The organism is Paraburkholderia sp. J41, from assembly GCF_905220235.1.
In the GTDB taxonomy this organism is placed as follows: domain Bacteria; phylum Pseudomonadota; class Gammaproteobacteria; order Burkholderiales; family Burkholderiaceae; genus Paraburkholderia.
On sequence record NZ_CAJMZE010000030.1, the window covers coordinates 33,856 to 55,491 of the forward strand.

Annotated in this window: 22 protein-coding genes and 1 riboswitch; of the genes, 5 read left to right on the forward strand and 17 right to left on the reverse strand. The window is 67.2% G+C overall.

Going from position 1 to position 21,636, the window contains the following annotated elements; all coding sequences use genetic code 11:
* Positions 1-10: 10 nt before the first annotated feature.
* From hisG to U5805_RS24835, 15 genes are all read right to left on the reverse strand, one after another.
* Entirely contained in the window at positions 11-709 is a 699-nt protein-coding gene (gene hisG, locus U5805_RS24765) for an ATP phosphoribosyltransferase (RefSeq protein WP_322106145.1), read from the reverse strand.
* Entirely contained in the window at positions 706-1,968 is a 1,263-nt protein-coding gene (gene murA / locus U5805_RS24770; protein WP_322106146.1) for a UDP-N-acetylglucosamine 1-carboxyvinyltransferase, read from the reverse strand. Before murA ends, hisG begins: the two co-directional genes overlap by 4 nt.
* A 108-nt stretch (positions 1,969-2,076) precedes the next feature.
* The gene (locus U5805_RS24775; protein WP_028213298.1) at positions 2,077-2,316 is read right to left on the reverse strand and encodes a BolA family protein; all 240 of its coding nucleotides are present in this window, start codon (positions 2,314-2,316) and stop codon (positions 2,077-2,079) included.
* A 71-nt stretch (positions 2,317-2,387) separates the two neighbouring features.
* A complete protein-coding gene (locus U5805_RS24780; RefSeq protein ID WP_322106147.1) occupies positions 2,388-3,143 on the reverse strand; it encodes an ABC transporter permease in 756 nt (251 codons plus the stop codon).
* Positions 3,140-4,066, reverse strand: coding sequence for an ABC transporter ATP-binding protein (locus tag U5805_RS24785; protein WP_322106148.1), 927 nt, complete (start codon positions 4,064-4,066; stop codon positions 3,140-3,142). Before U5805_RS24785 ends, U5805_RS24780 begins: the two co-directional genes overlap by 4 nt.
* A gap of 334 nt (positions 4,067-4,400) precedes the next feature.
* The gene (locus tag U5805_RS24790; RefSeq protein WP_322106149.1) at positions 4,401-4,673 is read right to left on the reverse strand and encodes a lipid asymmetry maintenance protein MlaB; all 273 of its coding nucleotides are present in this window, start codon (positions 4,671-4,673) and stop codon (positions 4,401-4,403) included.
* Positions 4,670-5,302: an ABC transporter substrate-binding protein gene (locus U5805_RS24795; RefSeq protein ID WP_322106150.1), complete on the reverse strand. Its 633-nt coding sequence runs from the start codon at positions 5,300-5,302 to the stop codon at positions 4,670-4,672. The genes U5805_RS24790 and U5805_RS24795 overlap by 4 nt, the downstream gene beginning before the upstream one ends.
* 231 nt (positions 5,303-5,533) lie before the next feature.
* Positions 5,534-6,607: a VacJ family lipoprotein gene (locus U5805_RS24800; protein WP_322106151.1), complete on the reverse strand. Its 1,074-nt coding sequence runs from the start codon at positions 6,605-6,607 to the stop codon at positions 5,534-5,536.
* A 13-nt stretch (positions 6,608-6,620) separates the two neighbouring features.
* Positions 6,621-7,175 (reverse strand): outer membrane lipid asymmetry maintenance protein MlaD, encoded by a 555-nt coding sequence (gene mlaD / locus U5805_RS24805; protein WP_322106152.1) that lies wholly within the window; start codon positions 7,173-7,175, stop codon positions 6,621-6,623.
* A gap of 84 nt (positions 7,176-7,259) precedes the next feature.
* Positions 7,260-8,036 carry a lipid asymmetry maintenance ABC transporter permease subunit MlaE gene (mlaE, locus tag U5805_RS24810; RefSeq protein WP_322106153.1) on the reverse strand — a complete coding sequence of 259 codons (777 nt, stop codon included), beginning with the start codon at positions 8,034-8,036 and terminating at the stop codon, positions 7,260-7,262.
* Positions 8,033-8,854 carry an ABC transporter ATP-binding protein gene (locus U5805_RS24815; RefSeq protein ID WP_322106154.1) on the reverse strand — a complete coding sequence of 274 codons (822 nt, stop codon included), beginning with the start codon at positions 8,852-8,854 and terminating at the stop codon, positions 8,033-8,035. The genes mlaE and U5805_RS24815 overlap by 4 nt, the downstream gene beginning before the upstream one ends.
* 190 nt (positions 8,855-9,044) lie before the next feature.
* On the reverse strand, positions 9,045-10,169 hold the full coding sequence (gene thiE / locus U5805_RS24820) for a thiamine phosphate synthase (protein WP_322106155.1): 1,125 nt from the start codon (positions 10,167-10,169) through the stop codon (positions 9,045-9,047).
* Positions 10,166-10,984 (reverse strand): thiazole synthase, encoded by an 819-nt coding sequence (locus U5805_RS24825; protein WP_322106156.1) that lies wholly within the window; start codon positions 10,982-10,984, stop codon positions 10,166-10,168. Before U5805_RS24825 ends, thiE begins: the two co-directional genes overlap by 4 nt.
* A 219-nt stretch (positions 10,985-11,203) precedes the next feature.
* Positions 11,204-11,401: a sulfur carrier protein ThiS gene (gene thiS, locus U5805_RS24830; RefSeq protein ID WP_322106157.1), complete on the reverse strand. Its 198-nt coding sequence runs from the start codon at positions 11,399-11,401 to the stop codon at positions 11,204-11,206.
* A 54-nt stretch (positions 11,402-11,455) separates the two neighbouring features.
* A complete protein-coding gene (locus U5805_RS24835; RefSeq protein WP_322106158.1) occupies positions 11,456-12,622 on the reverse strand; it encodes an FAD-dependent oxidoreductase in 1,167 nt (388 codons plus the stop codon).
* 301 nt (positions 12,623-12,923) lie between these two features.
* Positions 12,924-13,038: riboswitch (TPP riboswitch) on the reverse strand.
* 438 nt (positions 13,039-13,476) lie between these two features.
* On the opposite strand from U5805_RS24835, the gene U5805_RS24840 reads away from it, so the two are divergent.
* From U5805_RS24840 to U5805_RS24855, 4 genes are all read left to right on the forward strand, one after another.
* A complete protein-coding gene (locus tag U5805_RS24840) occupies positions 13,477-15,234 on the forward strand; it encodes an ABC transporter ATP-binding protein/permease (RefSeq protein WP_322106159.1) in 1,758 nt (585 codons plus the stop codon).
* The gene (locus U5805_RS24845; RefSeq protein ID WP_322106160.1) at positions 15,231-16,022 is read left to right on the forward strand and encodes an SDR family NAD(P)-dependent oxidoreductase; all 792 of its coding nucleotides are present in this window, start codon (positions 15,231-15,233) and stop codon (positions 16,020-16,022) included. The genes U5805_RS24840 and U5805_RS24845 overlap by 4 nt, the downstream gene beginning before the upstream one ends.
* A gap of 517 nt (positions 16,023-16,539) precedes the next feature.
* A complete protein-coding gene (locus tag U5805_RS24850) occupies positions 16,540-17,862 on the forward strand; it encodes an MFS transporter (protein WP_322106161.1) in 1,323 nt (440 codons plus the stop codon).
* Between the two features lie 46 nt (positions 17,863-17,908).
* Positions 17,909-19,285, forward strand: coding sequence for a D-amino acid dehydrogenase (locus U5805_RS24855; protein ID WP_322106162.1), 1,377 nt, complete (start codon positions 17,909-17,911; stop codon positions 19,283-19,285).
* Positions 19,286-19,307: 22 nt separating this feature from the next.
* Here the strand turns inward: U5805_RS24855 and thpR are convergent, their stop codons facing one another.
* Complete coding sequence (gene thpR, locus U5805_RS24860) at positions 19,308-19,883, reverse strand: RNA 2',3'-cyclic phosphodiesterase (protein ID WP_322106163.1); 576 nt, start codon at positions 19,881-19,883, stop codon at positions 19,308-19,310.
* On the opposite strand from thpR, the gene U5805_RS24865 reads away from it, so the two are divergent.
* A complete protein-coding gene (locus U5805_RS24865) occupies positions 19,882-20,112 on the forward strand; it encodes a hypothetical protein (protein WP_322106164.1) in 231 nt (76 codons plus the stop codon). The two genes, thpR and U5805_RS24865, sit on opposite strands and share 2 nt — an antisense overlap.
* On the opposite strand, the gene U5805_RS24870 is transcribed toward U5805_RS24865, so the two are convergent.
* Positions 20,109-21,575, reverse strand: coding sequence for a glutamate synthase subunit beta (locus tag U5805_RS24870; protein ID WP_322106165.1), 1,467 nt, complete (start codon positions 21,573-21,575; stop codon positions 20,109-20,111). The two genes, U5805_RS24865 and U5805_RS24870, sit on opposite strands and share 4 nt — an antisense overlap.
* Positions 21,576-21,636 lie beyond the last annotated feature (61 nt).

A 21,636-nucleotide genomic window follows, 5' to 3' on the forward strand; every position in this document is an offset into this window, starting at 1 on the left:
GTCGTACTGCTTATGCGGCCGCTTCGCCGCGCGACGCGCGTTCGAACGCGTCGATGAAAGGCCGCAGCGCGGCGCGCTTTAACTTGAGCGCCGCCTGATTCACCACGAGGCGCGACGAAATCTGCATGATCTCCTCCACTTCGACGAGATCGTTCGCGCGCAGCGTGCCGCCCGAGCTGACCAGGTCGACGATCGCATCGGCGAGACCGACGAGCGGCGCCAGTTCCATCGACCCGTAGAGCTTGATGAGGTCGACGTGTACGCCCTTGGCCGCGAAATGCTGCCGCGCGCTTTCGGTGTACTTGGTCGCCACGCGCAGGCGCGCGCCCTGGCGCACCGCGCTCGCGTAGTCGAAGCCCGCCTTCACCGCCACCGAAAGACGGCAGCGCGCGATGTCCAGGTCGATCGGCTGATAAAGGCCGCTGCCGCCGTGTTCGAGCAGCACGTCCTTGCCCGCCACGCCGAAATCGGCCGCGCCGTATTCGACATAGGTGGGCACGTCGGTCGCGCGCACGACGATGACGCGCAGGTTCGCGTCGGTGGTCGGCAAAATCAGCTTGCGCGACGTTTCGGGGTCTTCCGTGACTTCCACGCCCGCCGCGGCGAGCAGCGGCATCGTCTCTTCGAAAATGCGGCCTTTCGAGAGCGCGAGCGTGAGCGGCGCGCTCGCGGCGGCGGCCGGCACGGGCCTGGACTCGACCGTGCTCATGCCGCGCTCCCCTTGATGCGCGTCACGTTCGCGCCGAGCTTCGTGAGCTTGGCTTCCATGCGGTCGTAGCCGCGGTCGAGGTGATAGATGCGGTCGATCAGCGTTTCGCCTTCCGCGCACAGGCCCGCGATCACGAGGCTCGCCGAAGCGCGCAGATCCGTGGCCATCACCTTCGCGCCCGAGAGCGTTTCCACGCCCGCGATGAGCGCCGTCTTGCCGTCGGTGGTGATGTGCGCGCCCAGGCGGTTCAGCTCCTGCACGTGCATGAAGCGGTTTTCGAAGATCGTTTCGACCACTTGCGAGGTGCCTTCGGCGATCGCGTTGAGCGCCATGAACTGCGCCTGCATGTCGGTCGGGAACGCCGGGTATTCCGAGGTGCGCACGTTCACGGCGCGCGCGCGCTCGTGCATGCGCACGCGCATCCAGTCGGCGCCCTCTTCGATCGACACGCCCGCTTCGCGCAGCTTGTCGGTCACGGCGTCGAGGATGTGCGGGCGCACGTGGCGCAGCGTGACGTCGCCGCCCGCCGCCGCGACGGCGCACAGGAACGTGCCCGCTTCGATACGGTCGGGAATGACGGTGTGCTCGGCGCCGTGGAGCTTCTCCACGCCTTGAATGACGAGGCGGTCGGTGCCGATGCCGTCGATCTTCGCGCCCATCGCCACGAGCAGGTGCGCGAGGTCGCCCACTTCGGGCTCGCGCGCGGCGTTCTCGATCACCGTTTCGCCTTCCGCTAGCACCGCCGCCATCAGCAGGTTTTCGGTGCCGGTGACCGTGATCATGTCGGTGACGATGCGCGCGCCCTTCAGGCGCTTCGCGCGCGCTTCGATGAAGCCGTGCTCGATGTTGATCTCGGCGCCCATCGCCTGGAGGCCCTTGATGTGCTGGTCCACGGGCCGCGCGCCGATCGCGCAGCCGCCCGGCAGCGACACCTTCGCCTCGCCGAAGCGCGCGACGAGCGGGCCGAGCACGAGAATCGACGCGCGCATCGTCTTGACGAGTTCGTACGGCGCGACGAGGTTGTTCACGTTCGAGGCGTCGAGCTGCACGCGGTGGCCGTCCTGCTCCGTGCGCACGCCCATCTGGTTGAGCAGCTTGAGCGTGGTGCGCACGTCCTGGAGATCGGGAACGTTGTCGAGATGAACCGGCTCCGCGCTCAGGAGACCGGCGCAGAGAATCGGCAACGCGGCGTTTTTTGCGCCCGAAACGACCACTTCCCCTGCGAGCTTCCGCCCGCCGACGATGACGAGTTTATCCATGCCTGCGGTTTCCTGATCGGTGCGGCCGGCTTGCGGCGACGCGTCGTGTTGAATGGCGCCGCTGACCGCGGCGCCTTTATCCTGGGTAATTCGCACTGAGATTCCAGATTATGCGTTCTGCCATTCGGCGGGCGTGAGCGTCTTCATGCTGAGCGCATGAATTTCCTCGCGCATGCGCTCGCCGAGCGCCGCGTAGACGAGCTGATGGCGCTGGATCAAGCGCTTGCCGTCGAACGCCGACGAAACGATCGTCGCGAAGAAATGCTGGCCGTCGCCTTCGACTTCGAGGTGCTCGCACGCGAGTCCCGCCGAGATGTACTGCTTGACCTGTTCCGGTGTGGGCAACATGGTGGTTGGCTCCTGCTGATGTCTTGCCTGAGGTACTGGCTGATATTCCGTTCGTCCGTTCGCCGATGCGTTTAGTGGCGCAGCTTGTAGCCGCTCGCGAGCAAACGCATCGCGAGCGTGGCAAGCACCACGAAGAACACCAGCACGATCGACAGGCTCGCGAGCGGGTCGATGTCGGCGTGGCCGAAAAACCCATAGCGAAAGCCGTCGATCATGTAGAAAAACGGGTTGAGCCGCGACACCTCGCGCCACAGCGGCGGCAGCGTATGCGTCGAATAGAACACGCCCGAAAGAAACGTGAGCGGCATGATGAGAAAGTTCTGAAACGCCGCGAGCTGGTCGAATTTTTCCGCCCAGATCCCGGCGATCAGGCCGAGCGTGCCGAGGATCGCCGAACCGAGCACCGCGAACGCCAGAATGTAGAGCGGCGCGGCGAAGCTCATCGGAATGAACCAGATCGTCACGACGAACACGCCCGCGCCAACGGCGAGGCCGCGCACGATCGAGGCGAGCACGTAAGCCCCAAACATCTCCCAGGCGGCGAGCGGCGGCAATAGAACGAATACGAGATTGCCCGTGATCTTCGACTGGATCATCGACGACGACGAATTCGCGAACGCGTTTTGCAGCACGCTCATCATGACGAGGCCGGGAATCAGGAAGCTCGTGTACTCGACGCCCGGATAGACCTCCACATGGCCGCGCAGCGCGTGGCCGAAGATCGTCAGATACAGCAGCGCCGTGATCACGGGCGCGAGCACGGTCTGGAACGCGACTTTCCAGAAACGCAGCACTTCCTTGTAGAACAGCGTACGGAAACCGCTCATGCGAGACCCTCGACCACTTCAGGACCGTTCATCACCTGCACGAAAACATCTTCGAGATCGGCCTTGCGGACCTCGACTTCCTCGAGCTTGCAGCCGTTTGCGCGGCATGCCGCGAGAATGCGCTCCACGTCGTCGTAACTCGCGAGCCGCAGCAAATGCTGCTGGCCGTTGACATTCGACGGATCGACTTCGAGCGAGCGCAGTTCGGCGGGCAGCACGCCTTCGGAAAAGCGCACGTAGAGTTGCGTGCCCGCGAAGCGTTGCAGCAGCGAGCTCGTGCGTTCGAGCGCCACCACCTCGCCGCGCCGCAGCATGGCGATGCGGTCGCACAGTTCTTCGGCTTCTTCCAGGTAATGCGTGGTGAGCACGATGGTGTGCCCCTCGCGATTCAGGCGCGAGATGAACTTCCAGAGCGTCTGGCGCAGTTCGACGTCCACGCCCGCGGTGGGCTCGTCGAGCACGATCACGGGCGGACGATGCACGAGCGCCTGGGCGACCAGCACGCGCCGCTTCATGCCGCCCGAGAGCGCGCGCATGTTGACGTCGGCTTTCTCGGTGAGATCGAGATTCGCCATCACTTCGTCGATCCACGCGTCGTTGTTGCGCAGGCCAAAATAGCCCGATTGCAGACGCAAGGTTTCACGCACGGTGAAGAACGGATCGAACACCAGTTCCTGCGGCACGACACCGAGGCTGCGGCGCGCATTGCGGTAATCGCCGACGACATCGTGACCGCGCACGGCGATCGTGCCCTCGTCCGCGCGAGCGAGACCGGCCAGAATGCTGATGAGCGTGGTTTTTCCTGCGCCGTTCGGGCCGAGCAGCCCGAAGAACTCGCCGTCTTCGACCGTGAAGCTGACGCCTTTGAGCGCCTGAAGCTCCTTGTAGCGCTTCTTGACGTTACGGATTTCTATGGCTGGCATGACTCAAGCGCCGTTCACTTGGATGACGGCGCGATTTGTGGATGCATCAATGCTGCGGGGAATACCGGAATTGGGGACGGTTGCGGCGCGAAGGAAGCGATGCGTTGCAAACGTTGCCTCGAAATGTCTCGCGAGGCCAGCGCCCAAAAAACGGTTGATTATAGGCCAAGTCTGACACGGCGACCTGACCTGGCAGGGAGAAGCCACCGCTGCCGCTGCGCGGCATCGTGCCGCTCGAACGCCCTGTGCCTGACGCAGCTTGGTGCGGTTCGGTGCGGCTTGGTGCGGCTTGGTGCGCGTCGGCACGCGTTCGGCTATCGCCGGGCGGCGCGCGTCAATGTCGCTCGTGCAGGAGCGTATCGACGCCGTAGGCGCGCGCAAGGGACGCGAGCGCGGGAGGCAGGTTGATCACGGCGAGCGTTGCGCCGCGTTCGCGCGCGGCACGCTGCCACGCGATCAGGACGGCAAGCGCCGACGAATCGAATTGCGTGAGCGCCGCGCAGTCCACGGCGGTCGCGCCCGCCGCGATCTGCGCGAAGCCCGCCGAGAGCGCGGCCTTCGCGCTCTCGTGGGTCAGCGAATTGCCGGTGGCGAAGCGTTCGCTCACGAGGTTGCCTTGCCCGAAGCGAGCTGCTGATTGCGCTGCGTGAGGAACTGGATCAGGCCGTCCACGCCGCCTTGCTGGATCTTTTCCTGGAACTGCTGCTGGTACGCCTGGATCAGCCATGCGCCGAGCACGTTGATGTCGTACACGCGCCAGCCTTGCGCCGTCTTGTAGAGGCGATAGTCAAGCTCGATCTGCTGGCCGTTGTTCAGCACGGTCGAACGCACCACGACGTCGGTGTCGTCGGGGTTCGCGCGGAACGGCTTGTACTGGATCTGCTGGTCGCGGACCTGCGCGAGCGCGCCCGAATACGTGCGGATCAGCAGCATCTTGAACTGCTCGATCACCTGCTGCTGCTGCTCCGGCGTGGCGGTGCGCCAGTTGCGGCCCATCGCGAGCTGCGTGGTGCGGCGGAAGTCCGTGTACGGCAGGATCTTCTCGTTCACGAGCTGCGTGATCTTGTTGACGTCGCCCGCCTGGATCGACTTGTCGGTCTTGAGCTGATCCAGCACCTGCTGCGTGACCGTCTTGATCATCGCGTCGGGGTTGCTGGTGTCCACCGATTGCGCGAACGCGCTACCGGCAAACGAAACAAACATGGCGAAAAGCGGATACAGAAAGAATTTTTTCATAGCAAATCCTGCAAGTTGGGGATAAGCGCCCCGTTGTGCGCAAAGATTGGAGCCAACGATATCACGCGAGTTCTATCTCGCTGTGTCAAAAACTGACAGCAAACGGGAACAAGCGTTTCTGCTTGTTACAGCGCGCTTTCATTGACGACAGCCGGCGATGGCGCGCCAGGCGCGCGCCCGGCGCGGCGGCATGCATTCGCGCCGCGAGCCGGGCGTGCCCCGCCCGGCAACTCAGCGCAGACGCAGCATGCCGGGATAACCCAGGCGCGCGGGCGGAATCATCTGGTCGCCGGGCACGCTGGTTTGCGACGCGCCAGCCGGCGCCGCCGCGCCGTCCGGACCTTCGAGCGCGGCCGGTGCGGTGGTGGTGTCGGCGTTGGGAATCGCGGGCGGCATGCTTGCCGCAGAGGGGATGGCAGCACGCGCGGTGCCCGAAGCGGGCGTGGCCGCCCGCGCCGCCGAAGCGCCCGTTGCGCCCGTGGCCGCGGCGCCTGCCGCGCCGCCGGCGGCGGCACCCGCAGCACCGCCGGCCGGAGCCGCGCTGCCGTCGTCGCCGCCGTCGTCGTACTTCGGCAACGGTGCGCTGTCGCCGTAATCGGGCACGCTGTTGCCGCTCGCCGCGCGGCCGTCCGAAAGCAGGTAACGGCGGCGTTGCAGGTACGTGTTGCGCACGAACGAATACTTGTCGATCGCGGCGCCTTCCAGCAGATCGCTCGCGCCCAGCAGGTTCGCGCGCGTGCTGATGACGTTCAGGCCGTAAAGCCCCCACGAGAGCGCCGCCGGATCGACGTAGCTGAGCGGATTGATGAAGTAGTTGCCGACGAGACCCACGCCGTCGCGCACCGTGCTCGGGCCGAACAGCGGCAGCACGAGATACGGGCCGGACGGCACGCCGTAGTGCCCGAGCGTGAGACCGAAGTCCTGGTTGTGCTTGGGCAGCTTCGCGGCCGACGCCACGTCGAACAGGCCGCCCACGCCGAATACCGTGTTGATCACGATCCGCATGATGTCTTCCACGCCGTCGGTGATCTTCAACTGGAGGAAGTTGTTCGCCGCGTTGTAGACGTCGCCGATGTTCGAGAAGAAGTTCGTGACGCTGTCGCGCACCGGTTGCGGCGTGACCTTCACGTAGCCCTGGGCCACGGGCTTGAGCGCGTATTGGTCGACCTTGTCGTTGAAGGTGTAGACCGTGCGGTTGAAGCCTTCCCACGGATCGTCCTTCGACGGCGTTTGCACCGTCGAACACCCCGCCAGTGCAAGCGCGGCGACGCCGAGCGTGATGGCGCGCATGCGTGTGGTTGTCATCGTTGTATTCTCCTTATTGGGCGCCCGCACCCGAGGCCGGCGCCGGCGCAACACCCGGCGCGGGCGCAGGCGCCGCCGCCGGGGCGCCGCCGCCGCCGGACTTCGCGGCGCCCGAATCGGCCGCCTTGCTGTACAGGAACTGGCCAATCAGGTTTTCAAGCACGATGGCCGACTGCGTCATCGAGATCGTGTCGCCCGCCTTGAGCATTTCCGAATCGCCGCCCGGTTCGAGCCCGATGTACTGCTCGCCAAGCAGCCCGGCGGTCAGGATCTTCGCGGACGTGTCCTTCGGAAACTGATATTGCTGGTCGAGATTGATCGTGACCAGCGCCTGGTACGTATTCGAATCGAAACCGATCGACGCCACGCGGCCCACCGTCACGCCCGCGCTTTTCACGGGCGCGCGCGGTTTCAGTCCGCCGATATTGTCGAACTTGAGCTTGACCGGGTAGGTCGGCTGGAACGACAGCGAACTCATGTTGCCGGCCTTCAGCGCGAGAAACAGCAGCGCGATAAAGCCCAGCACCACGAACAGGCCGACCCAGAAGTCGAGAGCATTCTTTTTCATCGTCATCCCAATGAGAATCCGTTGCGGCGCCGCCTGCGCGTTCGCCGCGAGGCCCGCGCGAGCGCACGGGCCAAAGCAACATACCTAGCTGAACATCAGCGCCGTCAGCAGGAAATCGAGGCCGAGCACCGCGAGCGACGCGTACACGACCGTTTTGGTCGTCGCGCGCGACACGCCTTCGGGCGTGGGCTTCGCCTCGTAACCCTGGTAAAGCGCGGTGAAGGTCACGGCGAACCCGAACACGATGCTCTTGATCACGCCGTTGCCCACGTCGGCCCAGACGTCCACGCCGCCCTGCATCTGCGACCAGAACGCGCCCGCGTCCACGCCGATCATCAGCACGCCGACCACATAGCCGCCGAGAATACCGACCGCGCTGAAAATGGCCGCCAGAATGGGCATGGCGATCACGCCCGCCCACATGCGCGGCGCCACCACGATGCGCACCGGGTCCACCGCCATCATTTCCATGGCGGTGAGCTGCTCGCCCGCTTTCATCAGGCCGATTTCGGCGGTGAGCGAGGTGCCCGCGCGCCCCGCGAACAGCAGCGCCGTGACCACCGGCCCAAGCTCGCGCACGAGCGAGAGCGCGACCAGCAAGCCGAGCGCCTGCTCGGAACCATAACGGTTGAGCGTGTAATAGCCCTGCAAGCCCAGCACGAAGCCGACGAACAGCCCCGAGACCGCGATGATCAGCAACGAATAATTGCCGACGAAGTGGATCTGCTTCGTGACAAGCCGCGGGCGGCGCAGCAGCGGAAAGAATTCGAGCACGAGACGCGCGAAGAAGCGCGACGCGTGGCCCGCGCGCGAAATCGCGCCGATCACGCCGCGCCCGACCGAACTGATGGCGCCGATCATGAGCGGCCTCCGCCAATGCCGAAGTCCGCGTCGAGCGGGACGTTCGTCGGGTAATGGAAGCGGAACGGGCCGTCCGGCGCGCCGTCGATGAACTGGCGCACGATCGGATCGGTCGAGGCGCGCAGTTCGTCGGGCGTGCCTTCGGCCTGGACGCGGCCGTTCGCCACGAAATACACGTAGTCGGCGATGGCGAACGACTCCGGCACGTCGTGCGTGACCAGGATGGACGTGGCGCCGAGCGCGTCGTTGAGCGTGCGGATGAGGTTCGCGGTGATACCGAGCGAAATGGGGTCGAGGCCCGCGAACGGCTCGTCGTACATCATGAGTTCGGGGTCGAGCGCGATGGCGCGCGCCAGCGCGACGCGGCGCGCCATGCCGCCCGAAATCTCGGAAGGCGCGAGGTCGCGCGCGCCGCGCAGCCCGACGGCGTTGAGCTTCATGAGCACGAGGTCGCGGATCAGCTCGTCGGGCAGGTCGGTGTGCTCGCGCAGGGCGAACGCGACGTTCTCGAACACCGACATGTCGGTGAAGAGGGCGCCGAACTGGAACAGCATGCCCATCTTGCGACGCAGGGCGTAGAGGCCGTCGCGCGACTGGGCGCCGACGTCCTGGCCGCCGAACAGCACCTGGCCGCGCTGGGCGCGAATCAGGCCGCCGATCAGGCGCAGCACGGTGGTCTTGCCGCCGCCCGAGCCGCCCATGACCGCCACCACCTGACCGCGCTTGAAGCGCATGTTCAGGCCGGACAGGACGAGCCGGTCGCCGTAGCCGAAGTCGACGTCGCGCAGCTCCAGGAGGGTCTCGGAAGTTGAGGGCACGTGGCTGACAGTCCATTTACACGAAGGCGGGATTATAGGGCCATCGTGGAAAACCTGCCGTGGCGCGCCCCGCCCATTTGATGTAAGCCTTCCGGGTCCGCGGCGCGCGACGCGCGCGTTGCGGAAGCCGGAACGGCCACCCGGCGCAAGCCCCGCGCACTGGGCGCGGCGCCTCGCTCGGGCGCGTCAATTATTGCGTAAACGCATTCTGCAACGCAGCAACGGCGGCAGCCGGGTCGCCGGCCTCGGTGACGGCGCGCACCACGGCTGCGCTGCCCGCGCCCGTGGCCAGCACTTCGGGCAGCACCGCGCCGTCGATGCCGCCGATCGCCACCATCGGCACCACGCCGTCGAGCAGCTTCACGTAGCGCGCGAGCCGCGCCATGCCCTGCGGCGCCGTGGGCATCGACTTGGTGGTGGTCGCGAACACCGCGCCGCACGCTATGTAGCTCGGGCGGAAATGCAGCGCCGTCAGGATTTCGAAATAGCCGTGCGTGGACAAACCGAGGCGCACGCCCGAAGCCGCAAGCGCGTTCAGATCCGCTTCGCGCAAATCTTCCTGGCCGAGATGCACGCCGTACGCGCCCGCAGCCATCGCTTCCCGCCAGTGATCGTTGATAAAAAGTTGCGCATTGTGGCGCTGCCCCGCCGCGACGCAGCGTTCGATCTCCGCCGTGAGCGCCGCCGATTTCGGCTGCTTGCTGCGCAATTGCACCGTTTTCACGCCGAAATCGAGCACGCGCACGACCCAGTCGGCCGTCGGCAGAACGGGATAGAGGCCGAGCTTCGCCGGGCACGGCGCGAACGGCTGCGCGGGCGCGGCGGGCAAGACGGCCACGCGCGGAAAGCGCGCGATGTCGACGGGCCAGGCGTCTTGTTGCCGGTCGTCGCCGTCGCGCCAGGCGAGCGCGAGCACGAGCGCGTCGTGCGGGTCGAAGCCGCAGTCGAGGAACGCCGCCAGCGCGGGCATCCAGTCCTCGGCGAGTTCGCCTTCGAGCGCGTAGCGCTCGCCGCCCAGATGCAGCGTGACGCGCGCGGCCTTCGGGTCGGCGTGGTCGCCGTTCGCGAGCGCTTCGATCACGCCCGCGCCTTCCGTCATCCAGCGCGCGATGTGGGCGAGATGAGGCGCGGCGTCGGTGACGACGATGAGGTCGCCGCCGTTGGGCGCGTCGGGCGGCGTGAGGCAGATGCGCCAAGGCGCATGCGTGGGCGGCCAGTCGCCGAGTTTCGCGCGGATGCGCTCGGTCGCGGCGGTGAGTTCGTCGGCGGGCGGCCAGAACAGTTCGCGGTTTTTCAGTTGCAAGGTGCCGGTCATTGCTTGTCTCCATCCTGGTGCCAGAACGGCATGCCGACGACGGGCGTGCTCGCCACCGCCGCCTCGCGCTCGGCCATCGGCCCCGCGAGCCAGGCAGCGCGGCCGGCCTCCACGCCCAGCGCGAACGCGCGCGCCATCGCCTCGGGATGCGTCGCCTGCGCGACCGCCGTGTTGAGCAGCACGCCGTCGAAGCCCCACTCCATCACCTGCGCCGCGTGCGACGGCAGGCCGAGACCCGCGTCGACGATGAGCGGCACGTCGGGCAAACGCTCGCGCAGCACGCGCAGGCCGTAGGGATTGATCACGCCCTTGCCGGTGCCGATGGGTGCGCCCCACGGCATCAGCGCTTCGCAGCCCGCGTCGAGCAGACGGCGGCCGATCACGAGGTCTTCCGTGCAATACGGCAGCACCTTGAAGCCGTCCTTCACGAGCCGCGCAGCCGCTTCGATGAGGCCGACCGGATCGGGTTGCAGCGTGTAGTCGTCGCCGATCAGTTCGAGCTTGATCCAGTCGGTTTCGAAGACTTCGCGCGCCATGTGCGCCGTCGTCACCGCCTCGTTGACGGTGAGGCAGCCCGCCGTGTTCGGCAGGAGCGGCACGCCGTGACGCTTGAGCAGATCGAAAAAGCCGGCGCCCGCCGTGCCTTCGTTCATCTGGCGGCGCAGCGCGACGGTGATCATGCCGGGGCGCGCGGCGGCCATCGAATCGGCGAGCGATTGCAGCGACGGATAGCGCGACGTGCCGAGCAGCACGCGGCTCGCGAAGGTTTCGCCGTAGAGCGTGAGCGCGTCGGCGGAAGTCGTGGGAGTGGTCATGACAGTGAATCCTGGTGTGACGTCTGGCATTGCGTGAGCGCTGGAATCGGCGGAAATCGGCTTGAATTCGTGTGGATTCGCGTGATCGGCTCGAATCCGAATAAATCCGCGTGATCGGCTCGAATCCGCGAAATCGCCGTTAATCCGCGAAATCCGCACCAATCCGCGCGCATCGGCCTGGTTCGCGCGAAGCCGCGCAAGGCCGCGGCCGAACGGCGTTCAACCGCCCGCGACCGGGCTTACGACGTCGAGGCGGTCGCCGGCCTTCAACGCGCGCGCGCCATGCTGCGCGCGCGCCACGAAATCGCCGTTCACGGCGACGGCGAAAGGCGGACGCGCGCCGTAGGCGGCGAGCGCGTCGGCGACGGTCGCGTCGTCGGGCAGCGTGAGCGGCTTCTGGTTGATCTGGATGTCCATATGAATGTCGTTGGCTACTGACTGAGGATTGCTTCCCGAACTCGCGCGCAAGCCTCAAGCCGGCTCGTGCGCGCCCTGCGCATGCAGCATCTCGCCCCAGCGCGAGGCGCGGCGCCACGTTTCGAACGAATCGGCGTCGGTCACGCGCGCGTCGAACAGCGCTTGCGCGACGCGCACGGCTTCGTCGGCCACGGCGGGCGCGATCATGAAACCGTGGCGATACAGGCCGTTCAGGCGCAGCGTCGACTTGCCGTCCCAAAACAGCGCGGGACGATGATCGGGCAGCGTGGGACGGCATTGCGAATTGAGTTCGAGGATGCGCGCCTCGCCGAACGCCGGATGCACGGCGAACGCCGCGCTCAGCAATTCGAGCGCCGAGCGCACGCTCACGGGCGAGCGGTCCTCGCCCTCGATCTCGGTTGCGCCGATCACGTAGACGTCGTTTTCCTTCGGCGCCAGATAAAGCGGATAACGCGGATGCAGCAGGCGCACGGGCCGCGTGAGGCCGATGCCCGGCGCGTGTACGCGCGCGACTTCGCCGCGAATGCCGCGCAGGCCCGGCAACGCCGGCTTGGCGCCCAGGCCGCGGCAGTCGATCGTCACGCGCGCGCGCGGCAAATCGGTTTCGTCGACGCTCGTGTTCCAGTGCGTTTGCACACCGCGCTCGGCAAGCCCGGCCGCGAGCGCCGCCAGCGCCTGGCGATTGTCGAGTTGACCCTCGCCGTCGAGCAGCCAGCCGCGCGCGAAGCGTCCGGCGAGCGCCGGTTCGGCGGCGTCGATCTGCGCGCCCGCGAGCGCGACGAAGTTGGCGTCGGCCAGCTCGCGCGGCGCGTTCGCACGCACGCGGCGCTCGAACAGCGGCGCTTCGGTGCGGTCGGCGCTATGCCAGACGACGAGCGTGCCGTTGCGCTGGAAGAACACGGGCTCGGGCAGCTCGGCGAGAATACGCGGCCAGCTTTCGAGCGACGCCACGCCGAGTTCGGTGATGAGCAATTCGGCGACGGCGGCTTCGGCGAGCGGCGCGAGCATCGCGGCCGCGACCCACGCCGCGGCTTCGCTGCCTTCGGGGCCGCCGCGTTCGTACAGCGCGACGCGATGCCCCGCGCCCGCGAGACGCCACGCGACCAGACGGCCGCTGAGGCCGCCGCCGAGCACCGCGAAGTCGGGCGTGCCGCCGGCGCCGGCGCTGCTCGCGGCGCGATCGAAACGAGCGCCGCTCATGACGACGCTCCGTCACGCGACATCGGCGAAAACCGGAGCGATACGCATGCCGATACGCCGGCGCTGAACGCGAAAATGAGGGAACAAGCTGAAAAAGTGGCAGTCATCGGTTCCTTTCCATATGGGGACAACAACGTACCCAAGGACGAAACCGGCTTGCAAGGCCGACCGTGGAAGCCGTGCCGGCGCGCGAAACCCGCGAGGAAAAGCCGCGGATCGAAGCGCCGGGCTGACCGCCCGGTGGGAAAGCCGGCGCTCGCGCGAGCGCCTCATGCAACGGCGCGCAGCGAGAAATACCGGCCAAGACTTTCTGGAAACTTCCCGCGCCGGTATTACCCGGATCGGGTGCGAAGGGTCTCTCTCAGCCTCACTCGCGGCATGCCCGGCATACCGGTGAAGCACCCCTGTTTCGTCATCGGCCATTAGACCACAAAACGCGCGGCGCCCGCAAACCTCGGCGGCGCGGCGCGCGGGCTCTGGCACAATCGCCGGGAACCTCGGTTTCGGGCGGCTTTTCGCCGGCGCGGGCGGCTTTGGCCGCGCCTTCGCGCGCGTTCCGCGTCGATTCGGCGCGTGTCGCGCGCGCAGTGAGACAATGAGCGCCGAACCGCGACGCTCGCGGGACGGCCGCCGCGCGCTTTCGCTTCATCGCGCACGGCGCCGCGCGAGGCCGCCGACGCGGGTCGTCCGCAACCGGCTGTCCGCAACCGGCTGTCCGCAACCGGCCGTCCGAAACCGGCCGTACGCAGCCGGCCGTACGCCGGTCGTCCGCGCCGTTGCGGTTAAGACTCCTTTAAGCGGCCGGCGACAGAATCGCTGCAAAAAATCGCCGCCGGTCCACCATCAGGATGCACATGACCAACCAATCTTCCCGCGCCACGCCCGATCAGAACGAGCACCAGAAGATCACCGCGTGGAGCCTGATCAAACCCTACTGGGTGTCCGAGGAACGCTGGATCGCGTGGAGCCTGCTCGTCGCGATCATCGTGATGAACCTGCTCGTCGTGTACATCAACGTGCGGCTCAATAGCTGGAACGCCGACTTCTACAACGCGCTGCAAAACAAGGACGTCAAGCAGTTCCCGCATCTGCTGATGATTTTCACGGGGCTCGCGTTCGGCTTCATCATTCTCGCGGTGTACGGCCGCTATCTGCGTCAGATGCTCGGCTTTCGCTGGCGCCAGTGGCTCACCACGCGCTTTCTGAACGAATGGCTCGGCAAGGGCGCGTTCTACCGCATCGAGCGCGACCATCTCGCCGACAACCCCGACCAGCGGATCAGCGACGACCTCCAGTCGTTCGCGACCACCACGCTTTCGCTCACGCTCGACCTGCTTTCCACGGTCGTCACGCTCATCTCGTTCGTGACGATTCTCTGGACGCTCGCGGGCGCGCTCACCGTCACGCTGGGCGGCACGCCCATCGCCATTCCGGGCTACATGGTCTGGGCCGCCGCGCTCTACGCCGTGTTCGGCTCGCTCGTGATCCAGAAGGTCGGCCACCCGCTCGTGTCGATCAATTACCAGCAGCAGAAAGTGGAGGCCGATTTCCGTTTCGGCCTGATCCGCCTGCGCGAAAACGCCGAGCAGATCGCGTTCTACGACGGCATGGACACCGAGCGCAACAACACGCAAGGCCTCTTCCAGCACATCCGCGACAACTGGTGGCGCGTGATGAAGTACACGAAGCGCCTTACGTTCGTGCTGAGCTTCTACGGCCAGATCGCCATCATTTTCCCGCTCGTGGTGGCCGCGCCGCGCTACTTCGCGGGCGCGTTCACGTTCGGCGTGCTGATGCAGATTTCGCAGGCGTTCGGCACGGTGAGCGATTCGTTCTCGTGGTTCATCAACAGTTACGCCACGCTGGTCGAATGGCGCGCCACGGTGAATCGTCTGCGCGAATTCGTGCGCGTCGTGCATTCGCCGCGCCTGAAGGAAAGCGTCTCGCCGGCCACCGAGCACGGCGGCATCAACCTGCATTACGTCGACGGCAACGAACTCGCCACCGACCGCCTGAAGCTCGCGCTGCCCAACGGCACGCCGCTTTCCACCGTGCGCGACATCGCCATCAAGCCGGGTTCGCGCTGGCTCGTGCGAGGCCCTTCGGGCGCGGGCAAGAGCACGCTGATGCGCGCGCTCGCGGGGCTTTGGCCGTTCGGCGAAGGCTCGATCGACGCGCCCGTGGACGCGCGCATGATGTTCATTCCGCAGCAGAGCTATCTGCCGATCGGCACGCTCAAGGCCGCGCTCACCTACCCGTCGGCCGCCGAAACCTATAGCGACGACGAATGCCGCGAAGCGCTGCGCGCCTGCCGCCTGGAGGATTACGCCGATCGCCTGAACGAGTCGGGCCACTGGACCCGCGTGCTTTCGCCGGGCGAGCAGCAACGCCTCGCGGGCGCGCGCGTGCTGCTGCACAAGCCCGACTATCTGTTCCTCGACGAAGCCACCAGCGCGCTCGACGCCGACAACGAAGGCCGCCTCTACAAGCTGTTCGTCGAACGTCTGCCGAAGGCGGCCATCGTGAGCGTCGCGCATCGCGAGTCGCTTGCGGCCTATCACCACGAAACGCTCGAAATCGAGCGCACGCCCGAGGAGCGCGTCGCGGCATGACCGGCGCCGATCGCGTCGCGCGGCATGGCGTGCCGCGCGTCGTTCTCATCACGGGCGCGGGTTCGGGCATCGGCGCCGCGCTCGCGCGCCGGCTCGCCTCAACCGGCGTCGCGCTGATGCTGCACGCGCGCGGCGCGGACGCGGCGGCGCGCGCACGGCTCGAAGCGGTCGCCGCGCAGTGCGCCGGCCAAGGCGCGGCGTGCGCCACGTTCTGCGCCGATCTCGCCGAACCCGGTGCGGCCGCCGCGCTCGTCGATGCCGCGCTGGCGCGCTTCGGCGCGCTCGATCAGCTCGTCGCCAACGCGGGCCACGCGCAGCGCCAGACGCTCGCCGCACTCGACGCGCATTCGCTCGCGCACGCGTTTTCGGCCATGCCCGCCGCCTTCGCCGCGCTCGTGCAGCACGCGCGGCCCGCGCTCGAACGCTCGGCGTGCGCTCGCGTGGTCGCACTCAGCTCGTTCGTCGCGCACCGTTATCGCGCCGACGCGCCGTTCGCCGCCACCGCCGCCGCGAAGGCCGCGCTCGAATCGCTCGCGAAAACCGCCGCCGCCGAACTCGCGCCGCTCGGCATCACCGTGAACTGCGTCGCGCCCGGCTACACGCGCAAGGACGCGGGCCCGACGCCGGAAAACGCGCCCGCCTGGGAACGCGCCGCCGTGGCCACGCCGCTCGGCCGCGTAGCCGATCCCGCCGATATCGCCGAGCTGATCGCCTTTTTGCTCTCCCACGCCGCGCGCCACATTACCGGCCAGGTGATTCATGTGGACGGCGGCCTGACGCTGGGCTGATTGTGCGTCGGGTTTGCGCCGGTCAGCCTCGCTGATTCATGCGCATTCCGGGCGCATTCCGGGCGCATTCCGGGCGCATTCCCGCGCGCGTTTCATTCGCTCGCTATCGAATCAAGCCCGGAATCGGGCCGAAGCATCGGGCCGAAGCATCGGGCCAGGAATCAAGCGAGGCATCAAACCGAATCCAGCCCGGCCCGGCAGCGCCGACAAGACCGCCAACAAGACCGCCGACAAGGCCGCAAACCGGCCGCGCCGCCGCCGCGCGCAAATTGTTCCCTCGCAAGGGCAGCGCCTCACGCCGTAAAATACCCCGCATCCGCGCAACGCAACGGGCAACAACCGGGCAACAACCGGGCAACAACCGGGCAACAACCGGGCAACAATCGGGCGAAACCGGAACGGCGCGCGCCCGGCGCGGCGCTTCACCGCCGCCGCCTGCTTCGTTTGCCCCGCTCGCGCGAGACGCCACTGCCGTTTCGGCGGATCGTGGCGCGCACAACAACAGGGGAGACACGCGATGAGCGCTTTTCAATGGTTCACCGAGTTGAACGGCCGCGAGCGGCGCACGCTCTACGCGGGCTTCGGCGGCTATGCCGTCGACGCGTTCGACTTCATGATCTACTCGTTCCTGATTCCCACGCTGATCGCCGGGTGGGGCATGACGAAAAGCGAAGCGGGCCTGATCGCCACGAGTTCGCTGATCTCGTCGGCGCTCGGCGGCTGGCTCGCGGGCATTCTCGCGGACCGCTACGGCCGCGTGCGCGTGTTGCAGTGGACCATCGCCACCTTCGCCGTCTTCACCTGCCTTTCCGGCTTCACGCATTCGTTCTGGCAACTGCTCGCCACGCGCACGCTGCAAGGCATCGGCTTCGGCGGCGAATGGTCGGTCGTCACGATCATGATGGCGGAGACGATCCGCTCGCCGCAGCATCGCGCCAAAGCCGTGGGCACCGTGCAAAGCAGCTGGTCGTTCGGCTGGGGCGCGGCGGCCGTTCTCTACTGGGCGTTCTTCGCGCTGCTGCCCGAGGAATATGCGTGGCGCGCGTGCTTCTGGATCGGCATCCTGCCTGCGCTGTGGATTCTCTACGTGCGCCGCAACGTGAGCGATCCCGAGGTGTTTCTCGCCACGCGGCGCGCGCGCGAGAACAATGCGGGCGCCGGCAAATCCAGCCATTTCCTGCGGATTTTCGCGCCCGGGCATCTCGCCACCACGCTGCTCGGCAGCGCGCTGTGTACCGGCATGCTGGGCGGCTATTACGCGATCACGACCTGGCTGCCCACGTACCTCAAGACCGTGCGCCATCTCTCCGTGTTCAATACGAGCGGTTATCTGATCGTGCTGATCGTCGGCTCGTTCACGGGCTATATCGTCGGCGCGATCCTGTGCGACAAGATCGGCCGGCGCGCCTCGTTCATTCTCTTCGCGATCGGCTCGTTCGCGCTCGGCATGGCCTACACCATGCTGCCGATCACCGACACCGCGATGCTCGCGCTCGGCTTTCCGCTCGGCATCGTCGTGCAGGGCATTTTCGCGGGCGTGGGCGCGTATCTTTCCGAGCTGTATCCGAACGCGATTCGCGGCTCGGGCCAAGGCTTCTGCTACAACCTCGGGCGCGGGCTGGGCTCGTTCTTTCCCATTCTCGTCGGCACGTTCGCGCAGAGCATGTCGCTCGTGAAGTCGATCGGCATGGTCGCGGGCGCGGGGTATCTGCTCGTGATCGTCGCGGCGCTCTGCCTGCCGGAAACCAGGGGCAAGGTGCTCGCCGACGATGCCGCCACGGCCGCCGATTCCCGCACCGGCGCGGACGAAACCGCGCCTGCCCGCTCCGCTGCACGATGAGCCCGAACATGCTGCAATACCTCCCGTCCCTTTCCGCACGACCGGCATGAAAACGATCGTCCTCGGCGCCGGCGTGATCGGCGTCGCTACTGCGTACTATCTGAGCGAACGAGGCTGCGACGTCACGGTCATCGAGCGGGAACCGGGCGTCGCGCTCGGCACGAGCTTCGGCAACGCCGGCGTGATCGCGCCGGGCTACGTCACGCCGTGGGCCGCGCCGGGCATGCCCGCGAAGCTGCTCAAGTACCTGCTCAAACCGGCTTCGCCGCTCGTGTTCCGGCCCACGCTCGACGCCGCGCAATGGCGCTGGATCGCGCGCTGGCTGCGCGAATGCGATCTCGCGCGCTTTCGCGTGAACAAGCAGCGCATGCAGCGCATCGCGTATTACAGCCGCGAATGCCTGCACGCGTTTCGCGCCGCGCACGCGTTCGAGTACGGCCGCAGCCAGGGCTACCTGCAACTCTTTCGCAGCGAGTACGACCTCGCGCTCGCGCAACCGGCGCTCGGCGTGCTGCGCGACGCGGGCATCGTCTATCGCGAACTCGACGCCTCGGCCTGCGCGCAGGTCGAGCCCGGACTCGCGTGGTCGCGCGTGAAGCCCGTGGCCGGCATCTATCTCCCCGACGACGAAGCCGGCGACTGCGCGCGCTTCACGCGCGAGCTGCGCTCGGTGTGCGAGGCGCAAGGCGTGAATTTTCTGTTCGACACCGAAGTGCTCGCGCTCGAAGCCGCGGGCGGCAAGGTGAGCGGCGTGCGCGTGCGCGCGGTGCCGGGACGCGGCGCCGCGAACAACCGGCGCGAACGGCGCGAGTTGCGCCGGGAACTGCGCCGCGCGCCGGCCGAAGTATTGCGCCCGGCCGAATTCAACGAACCCGCCGACGCCACGCCGCAAACGCTCGCCGCGGACGCCGTGGTGGTCGCGCTCGGGGTGGAGAGCGCGGCGCTCGTCGCGCCGCTCGGCGTGCGCGTGCCGCTGTATCCGGTGAAGGGCTATTCGGCCACGCTGCCCGTGGTCGACGAACACAAGGCGCCGCGCGCCGCGCTCATGGACGAGTCGTTCAAGACCGCGATCACGCGCTTCGGGCCGTATCTGCGCGTGGCCGGCACCGCGGAACTCGGCAACCATCGCGCGACGCTGCGCGAGCAGGCGCTGCAAACGCTCATGAAAGTGCTCGACGACTGGTTTCCGCACGCGGGCGCGCCGTCTTCCGCGCAGTTCTGGGTCGGGCGCCGGCCGATGGTGCCGGACGGCGCGCCGCTGCTCGGCGGCTCGGGCGTCGAAGGACTGTGGCTCAACGTCGGGCACGGTTCGACGGGCTGGGCGATGTCGATGGGGTCGGGCCGCGTGCTCGCCGATCTCGTGACTCAACGCGCGCCGGAGATTGATCTCGACGGGCTGACGCTGGCCCGGTATCGGCGCTGAAACGGCTGGCGCCGAGCGGGCCTCACGCGAGCTTCACGGCGGCGAGCGCTTCGTAACGCGCGCCCTGCTTCGCGAGCGTGCTCGAATACAGCACGAGCGATTCGAACCGCAGCGGCGGCGGCAAGCGCGTGGCGCTCTCGATCGCGGACGCCGCAGCGGCGTCGCGCGGAAAGCGCGCGAGCGTCACATGCGGGCGAAACGCGCGCGCATCGAGCGGCAAACCGGCCGCGCTCATCAACGAACGCACGTGCGCGTCGAGCGCCGCGAACGCATCCGAACTCGCCACCACCGCGACCATCAGGCGCGGCTGCGCGCGCTTCGGCCAAACGTCGAGCATCGTGACGGGCGCGGGCGGCAGATACCGGACGTGAGCGAGCCCGCGCGCGAGCGACTCGCCCTGTTCAACCGACATCGCGCCGATAAACGACACCGTGAGATGCAATTGCGCGGGCGGCACGCGCCGCGCGTGAGGCGGCACGTCGAGCGCGGCGAGCGCGTCGCGCGAAGGCGCATCGGGCGCGAGCGCGATGAAGCAGCGGCGCCACGGCTGCGGGTGCGGGCCGGCGGATTCGCGATCGGTCGCGGGAGAGTCGGACATGATCGGCTTCTGGCGTTCGCGCGAGACGGAAGCGGTCATGGTAGCGCGCGCGGGAAAACCGCGTCGGGCCGCGCGCCGGACGAAAAAAAACCGGGCGGCCTTTGCAGGTGCCCGGTTCGACGGTGCGCCGCCCGTTCATCGCTTCATCGCTTTATCGCTTCATCGCGAAGCGCGCGGACGGCGCCAGAAACCCGATTGCGGCTGGCTAAGGTTAAGGCTGTCCCTTTAACGCGGCAATTCCGTGCTGCCCATCAGATACGCGTCGACGGAGCGCGCGCACTGGCGGCCTTCCCGGATCGCCCACACCACGAGCGACTGGCCGCGGCGCATGTCGCCCGCCGTGAACACCTTGTCCACCGACGTGTAATACGCCTTGTCGCCTTCGGTCGAGGCGCGCACGTTGCCGCGCGCATCCTTCTCCACGCCGAACGCTTCGAGCACCGGCGAAACCGGCTGCGTGAAGCCCATCGCGAGCAGCACCAGATCGGCTTTCAGTTCGAACTCCGAATCCGGCACTTCGACCATCTTGCCGTCCTTCCACTCGACCCGCGCGGCGATCAGCTTCTCGATCTTGCCGTTCTTGCCTTCGAGACGCTTGGTGGCCACCGACCAGTCGCGCGAGCAGCCTTCCTCGTGCGACGACGACGTGCGCAGCTTGACCGGCCAGTACGGCCACACGAGCGGCTTGTTCTCGGCTTCGGGCGGCTGCGGCAGCAGTTCGAACTGCGTGACGCTTTTCGCGCCGTGACGGTTCGACGTGCCCACGCAGTCCGAACCCGTGTCGCCGCCGCCGATCACGACCACGTGCTTGCCCTTGGCGAGCAACTGGTTCGGCAGCTTGTCGCCGGCGTTGACCTTGTTCTGCTGCGGCAGAAACTCCATCGCGTAGTAGATGCCTTCCAGCTCGCGGCCCGGCACCGGCAGATCGCGCGGCGTTTCCGAACCGCCCGCGATCACCACGGCGTCGAACTGCTCCTTCAGCGCTTCCGGCGAGATGGTTTCCTTCGCCGTGTTGCCGATGTAAGCGGGCAATTCGCCCTTGCCGACGAACACGTTGGTGCGGAACGTCACGCCTTCGGCTTCCATCTGGCGCATGCGGCGGTCGATCAGCCACTTCTCCAGCTTGAAGTCGGGAATGCCGTAGCGCAGCAGGCCGCCGACGCGATCGTTCTTCTCGAACACGGTCACGTCATGACCGGCGCGCGCGAGTTGCTGCGCGGTGGCGAGACCCGCGGGGCCGGAACCGACCACGGCGACCTTCTTGCCGGTCTTGTGCTTCGCGACTTGCGGCGCGACCCAGCCTTCGGCCCAGGCCTTGTCGATGATCGCGTGCTCGATCGACTTGATGCCGACCGGGTCGTCGTTGATGCCGAGCGTACACGCCGCTTCGCAGGGCGCCGGGCAGATGCGGCCCGTGAACTCGGGGAAGTTGTTGGTCGAATGCAGGACTTCGATCGCGTTCTTCCAGTCCTGGCGGAACACGAGGTCGTTGAAGTCCGGGATGATGTTATTGACCGGGCAGCCGTTGTTGCAGAACGGAATGCCGCAGTCCATGCAGCGCGCGCCCTGGATCTTCGCGTCGGCGTCGGAGAGCGCCGCGACGAATTCCTTGTAGTGCTTCACGCGCGTGAGCGGTGCTTCGTACGCCTCATGCTGGCGCTCGAATTCGAGAAAACCGGTTGCCTTACCCATAGGGCTCTCGTCTATCTAGTCTGTTCGCGAAAATCGCGGTGTGGGGGACCGCGCCCGCCGC

Excerpts from the sequence above, each read along its gene's own strand:
- U5805_RS24800 (WP_322106151.1), bottom strand. The coding sequence starts at position 6,607 with ATGACAACCACACGCATGCGCGCCATCACGCTCGGCGTCGCCGCGCTT.
- U5805_RS24870 (WP_322106165.1), bottom strand. The coding sequence starts at position 21,575 with ATGGGTAAGGCAACCGGTTTTCTCGAATTCGAGCGCCAGCATGAGGCG.
- hisG (WP_322106145.1), bottom strand. The coding sequence starts at position 709 with ATGAGCACGGTCGAGTCCAGGCCCGTGCCGGCCGCCGCCGCGAGCGCG.
- mlaE (WP_322106153.1), bottom strand. The coding sequence starts at position 8,036 with ATGATCGGCGCCATCAGTTCGGTCGGGCGCGGCGTGATCGGCGCGATT.
- thpR (WP_322106163.1), bottom strand. The coding sequence starts at position 19,883 with ATGTCCGACTCTCCCGCGACCGATCGCGAATCCGCCGGCCCGCACCCG.
- U5805_RS24780 (WP_322106147.1), bottom strand. The coding sequence starts at position 3,143 with ATGAGCGGTTTCCGTACGCTGTTCTACAAGGAAGTGCTGCGTTTCTGG.
- thiE (WP_322106155.1), bottom strand. The coding sequence starts at position 10,169 with ATGACCGGCACCTTGCAACTGAAAAACCGCGAACTGTTCTGGCCGCCC.
- U5805_RS24785 (WP_322106148.1), bottom strand. The coding sequence starts at position 4,066 with ATGCCAGCCATAGAAATCCGTAACGTCAAGAAGCGCTACAAGGAGCTT.
- U5805_RS24865 (WP_322106164.1), top strand. The coding sequence starts at position 19,882 with ATGATCGGCTTCTGGCGTTCGCGCGAGACGGAAGCGGTCATGGTAGCG.
- U5805_RS24775 (WP_028213298.1), bottom strand. The coding sequence starts at position 2,316 with ATGTTGCCCACACCGGAACAGGTCAAGCAGTACATCTCGGCGGGACTC.
- U5805_RS24825 (WP_322106156.1), bottom strand. The coding sequence starts at position 10,984 with ATGACCACTCCCACGACTTCCGCCGACGCGCTCACGCTCTACGGCGAA.
- U5805_RS24795 (WP_322106150.1), bottom strand. The coding sequence starts at position 5,302 with ATGAAAAAATTCTTTCTGTATCCGCTTTTCGCCATGTTTGTTTCGTTT.
- U5805_RS24835 (WP_322106158.1), bottom strand. The coding sequence starts at position 12,622 with ATGAGCGGCGCTCGTTTCGATCGCGCCGCGAGCAGCGCCGGCGCCGGC.
- thiS (WP_322106157.1), bottom strand. The coding sequence starts at position 11,401 with ATGGACATCCAGATCAACCAGAAGCCGCTCACGCTGCCCGACGACGCG.
- U5805_RS24850 (WP_322106161.1), top strand. The coding sequence starts at position 16,540 with ATGAGCGCTTTTCAATGGTTCACCGAGTTGAACGGCCGCGAGCGGCGC.
- U5805_RS24845 (WP_322106160.1), top strand. The coding sequence starts at position 15,231 with ATGACCGGCGCCGATCGCGTCGCGCGGCATGGCGTGCCGCGCGTCGTT.
- murA (WP_322106146.1), bottom strand. The coding sequence starts at position 1,968 with ATGGATAAACTCGTCATCGTCGGCGGGCGGAAGCTCGCAGGGGAAGTG.
- U5805_RS24855 (WP_322106162.1), top strand. The coding sequence starts at position 17,909 with ATGAAAACGATCGTCCTCGGCGCCGGCGTGATCGGCGTCGCTACTGCG.
- U5805_RS24840 (WP_322106159.1), top strand. The coding sequence starts at position 13,477 with ATGACCAACCAATCTTCCCGCGCCACGCCCGATCAGAACGAGCACCAG.
- mlaD (WP_322106152.1), bottom strand. The coding sequence starts at position 7,175 with ATGAAAAAGAATGCTCTCGACTTCTGGGTCGGCCTGTTCGTGGTGCTG.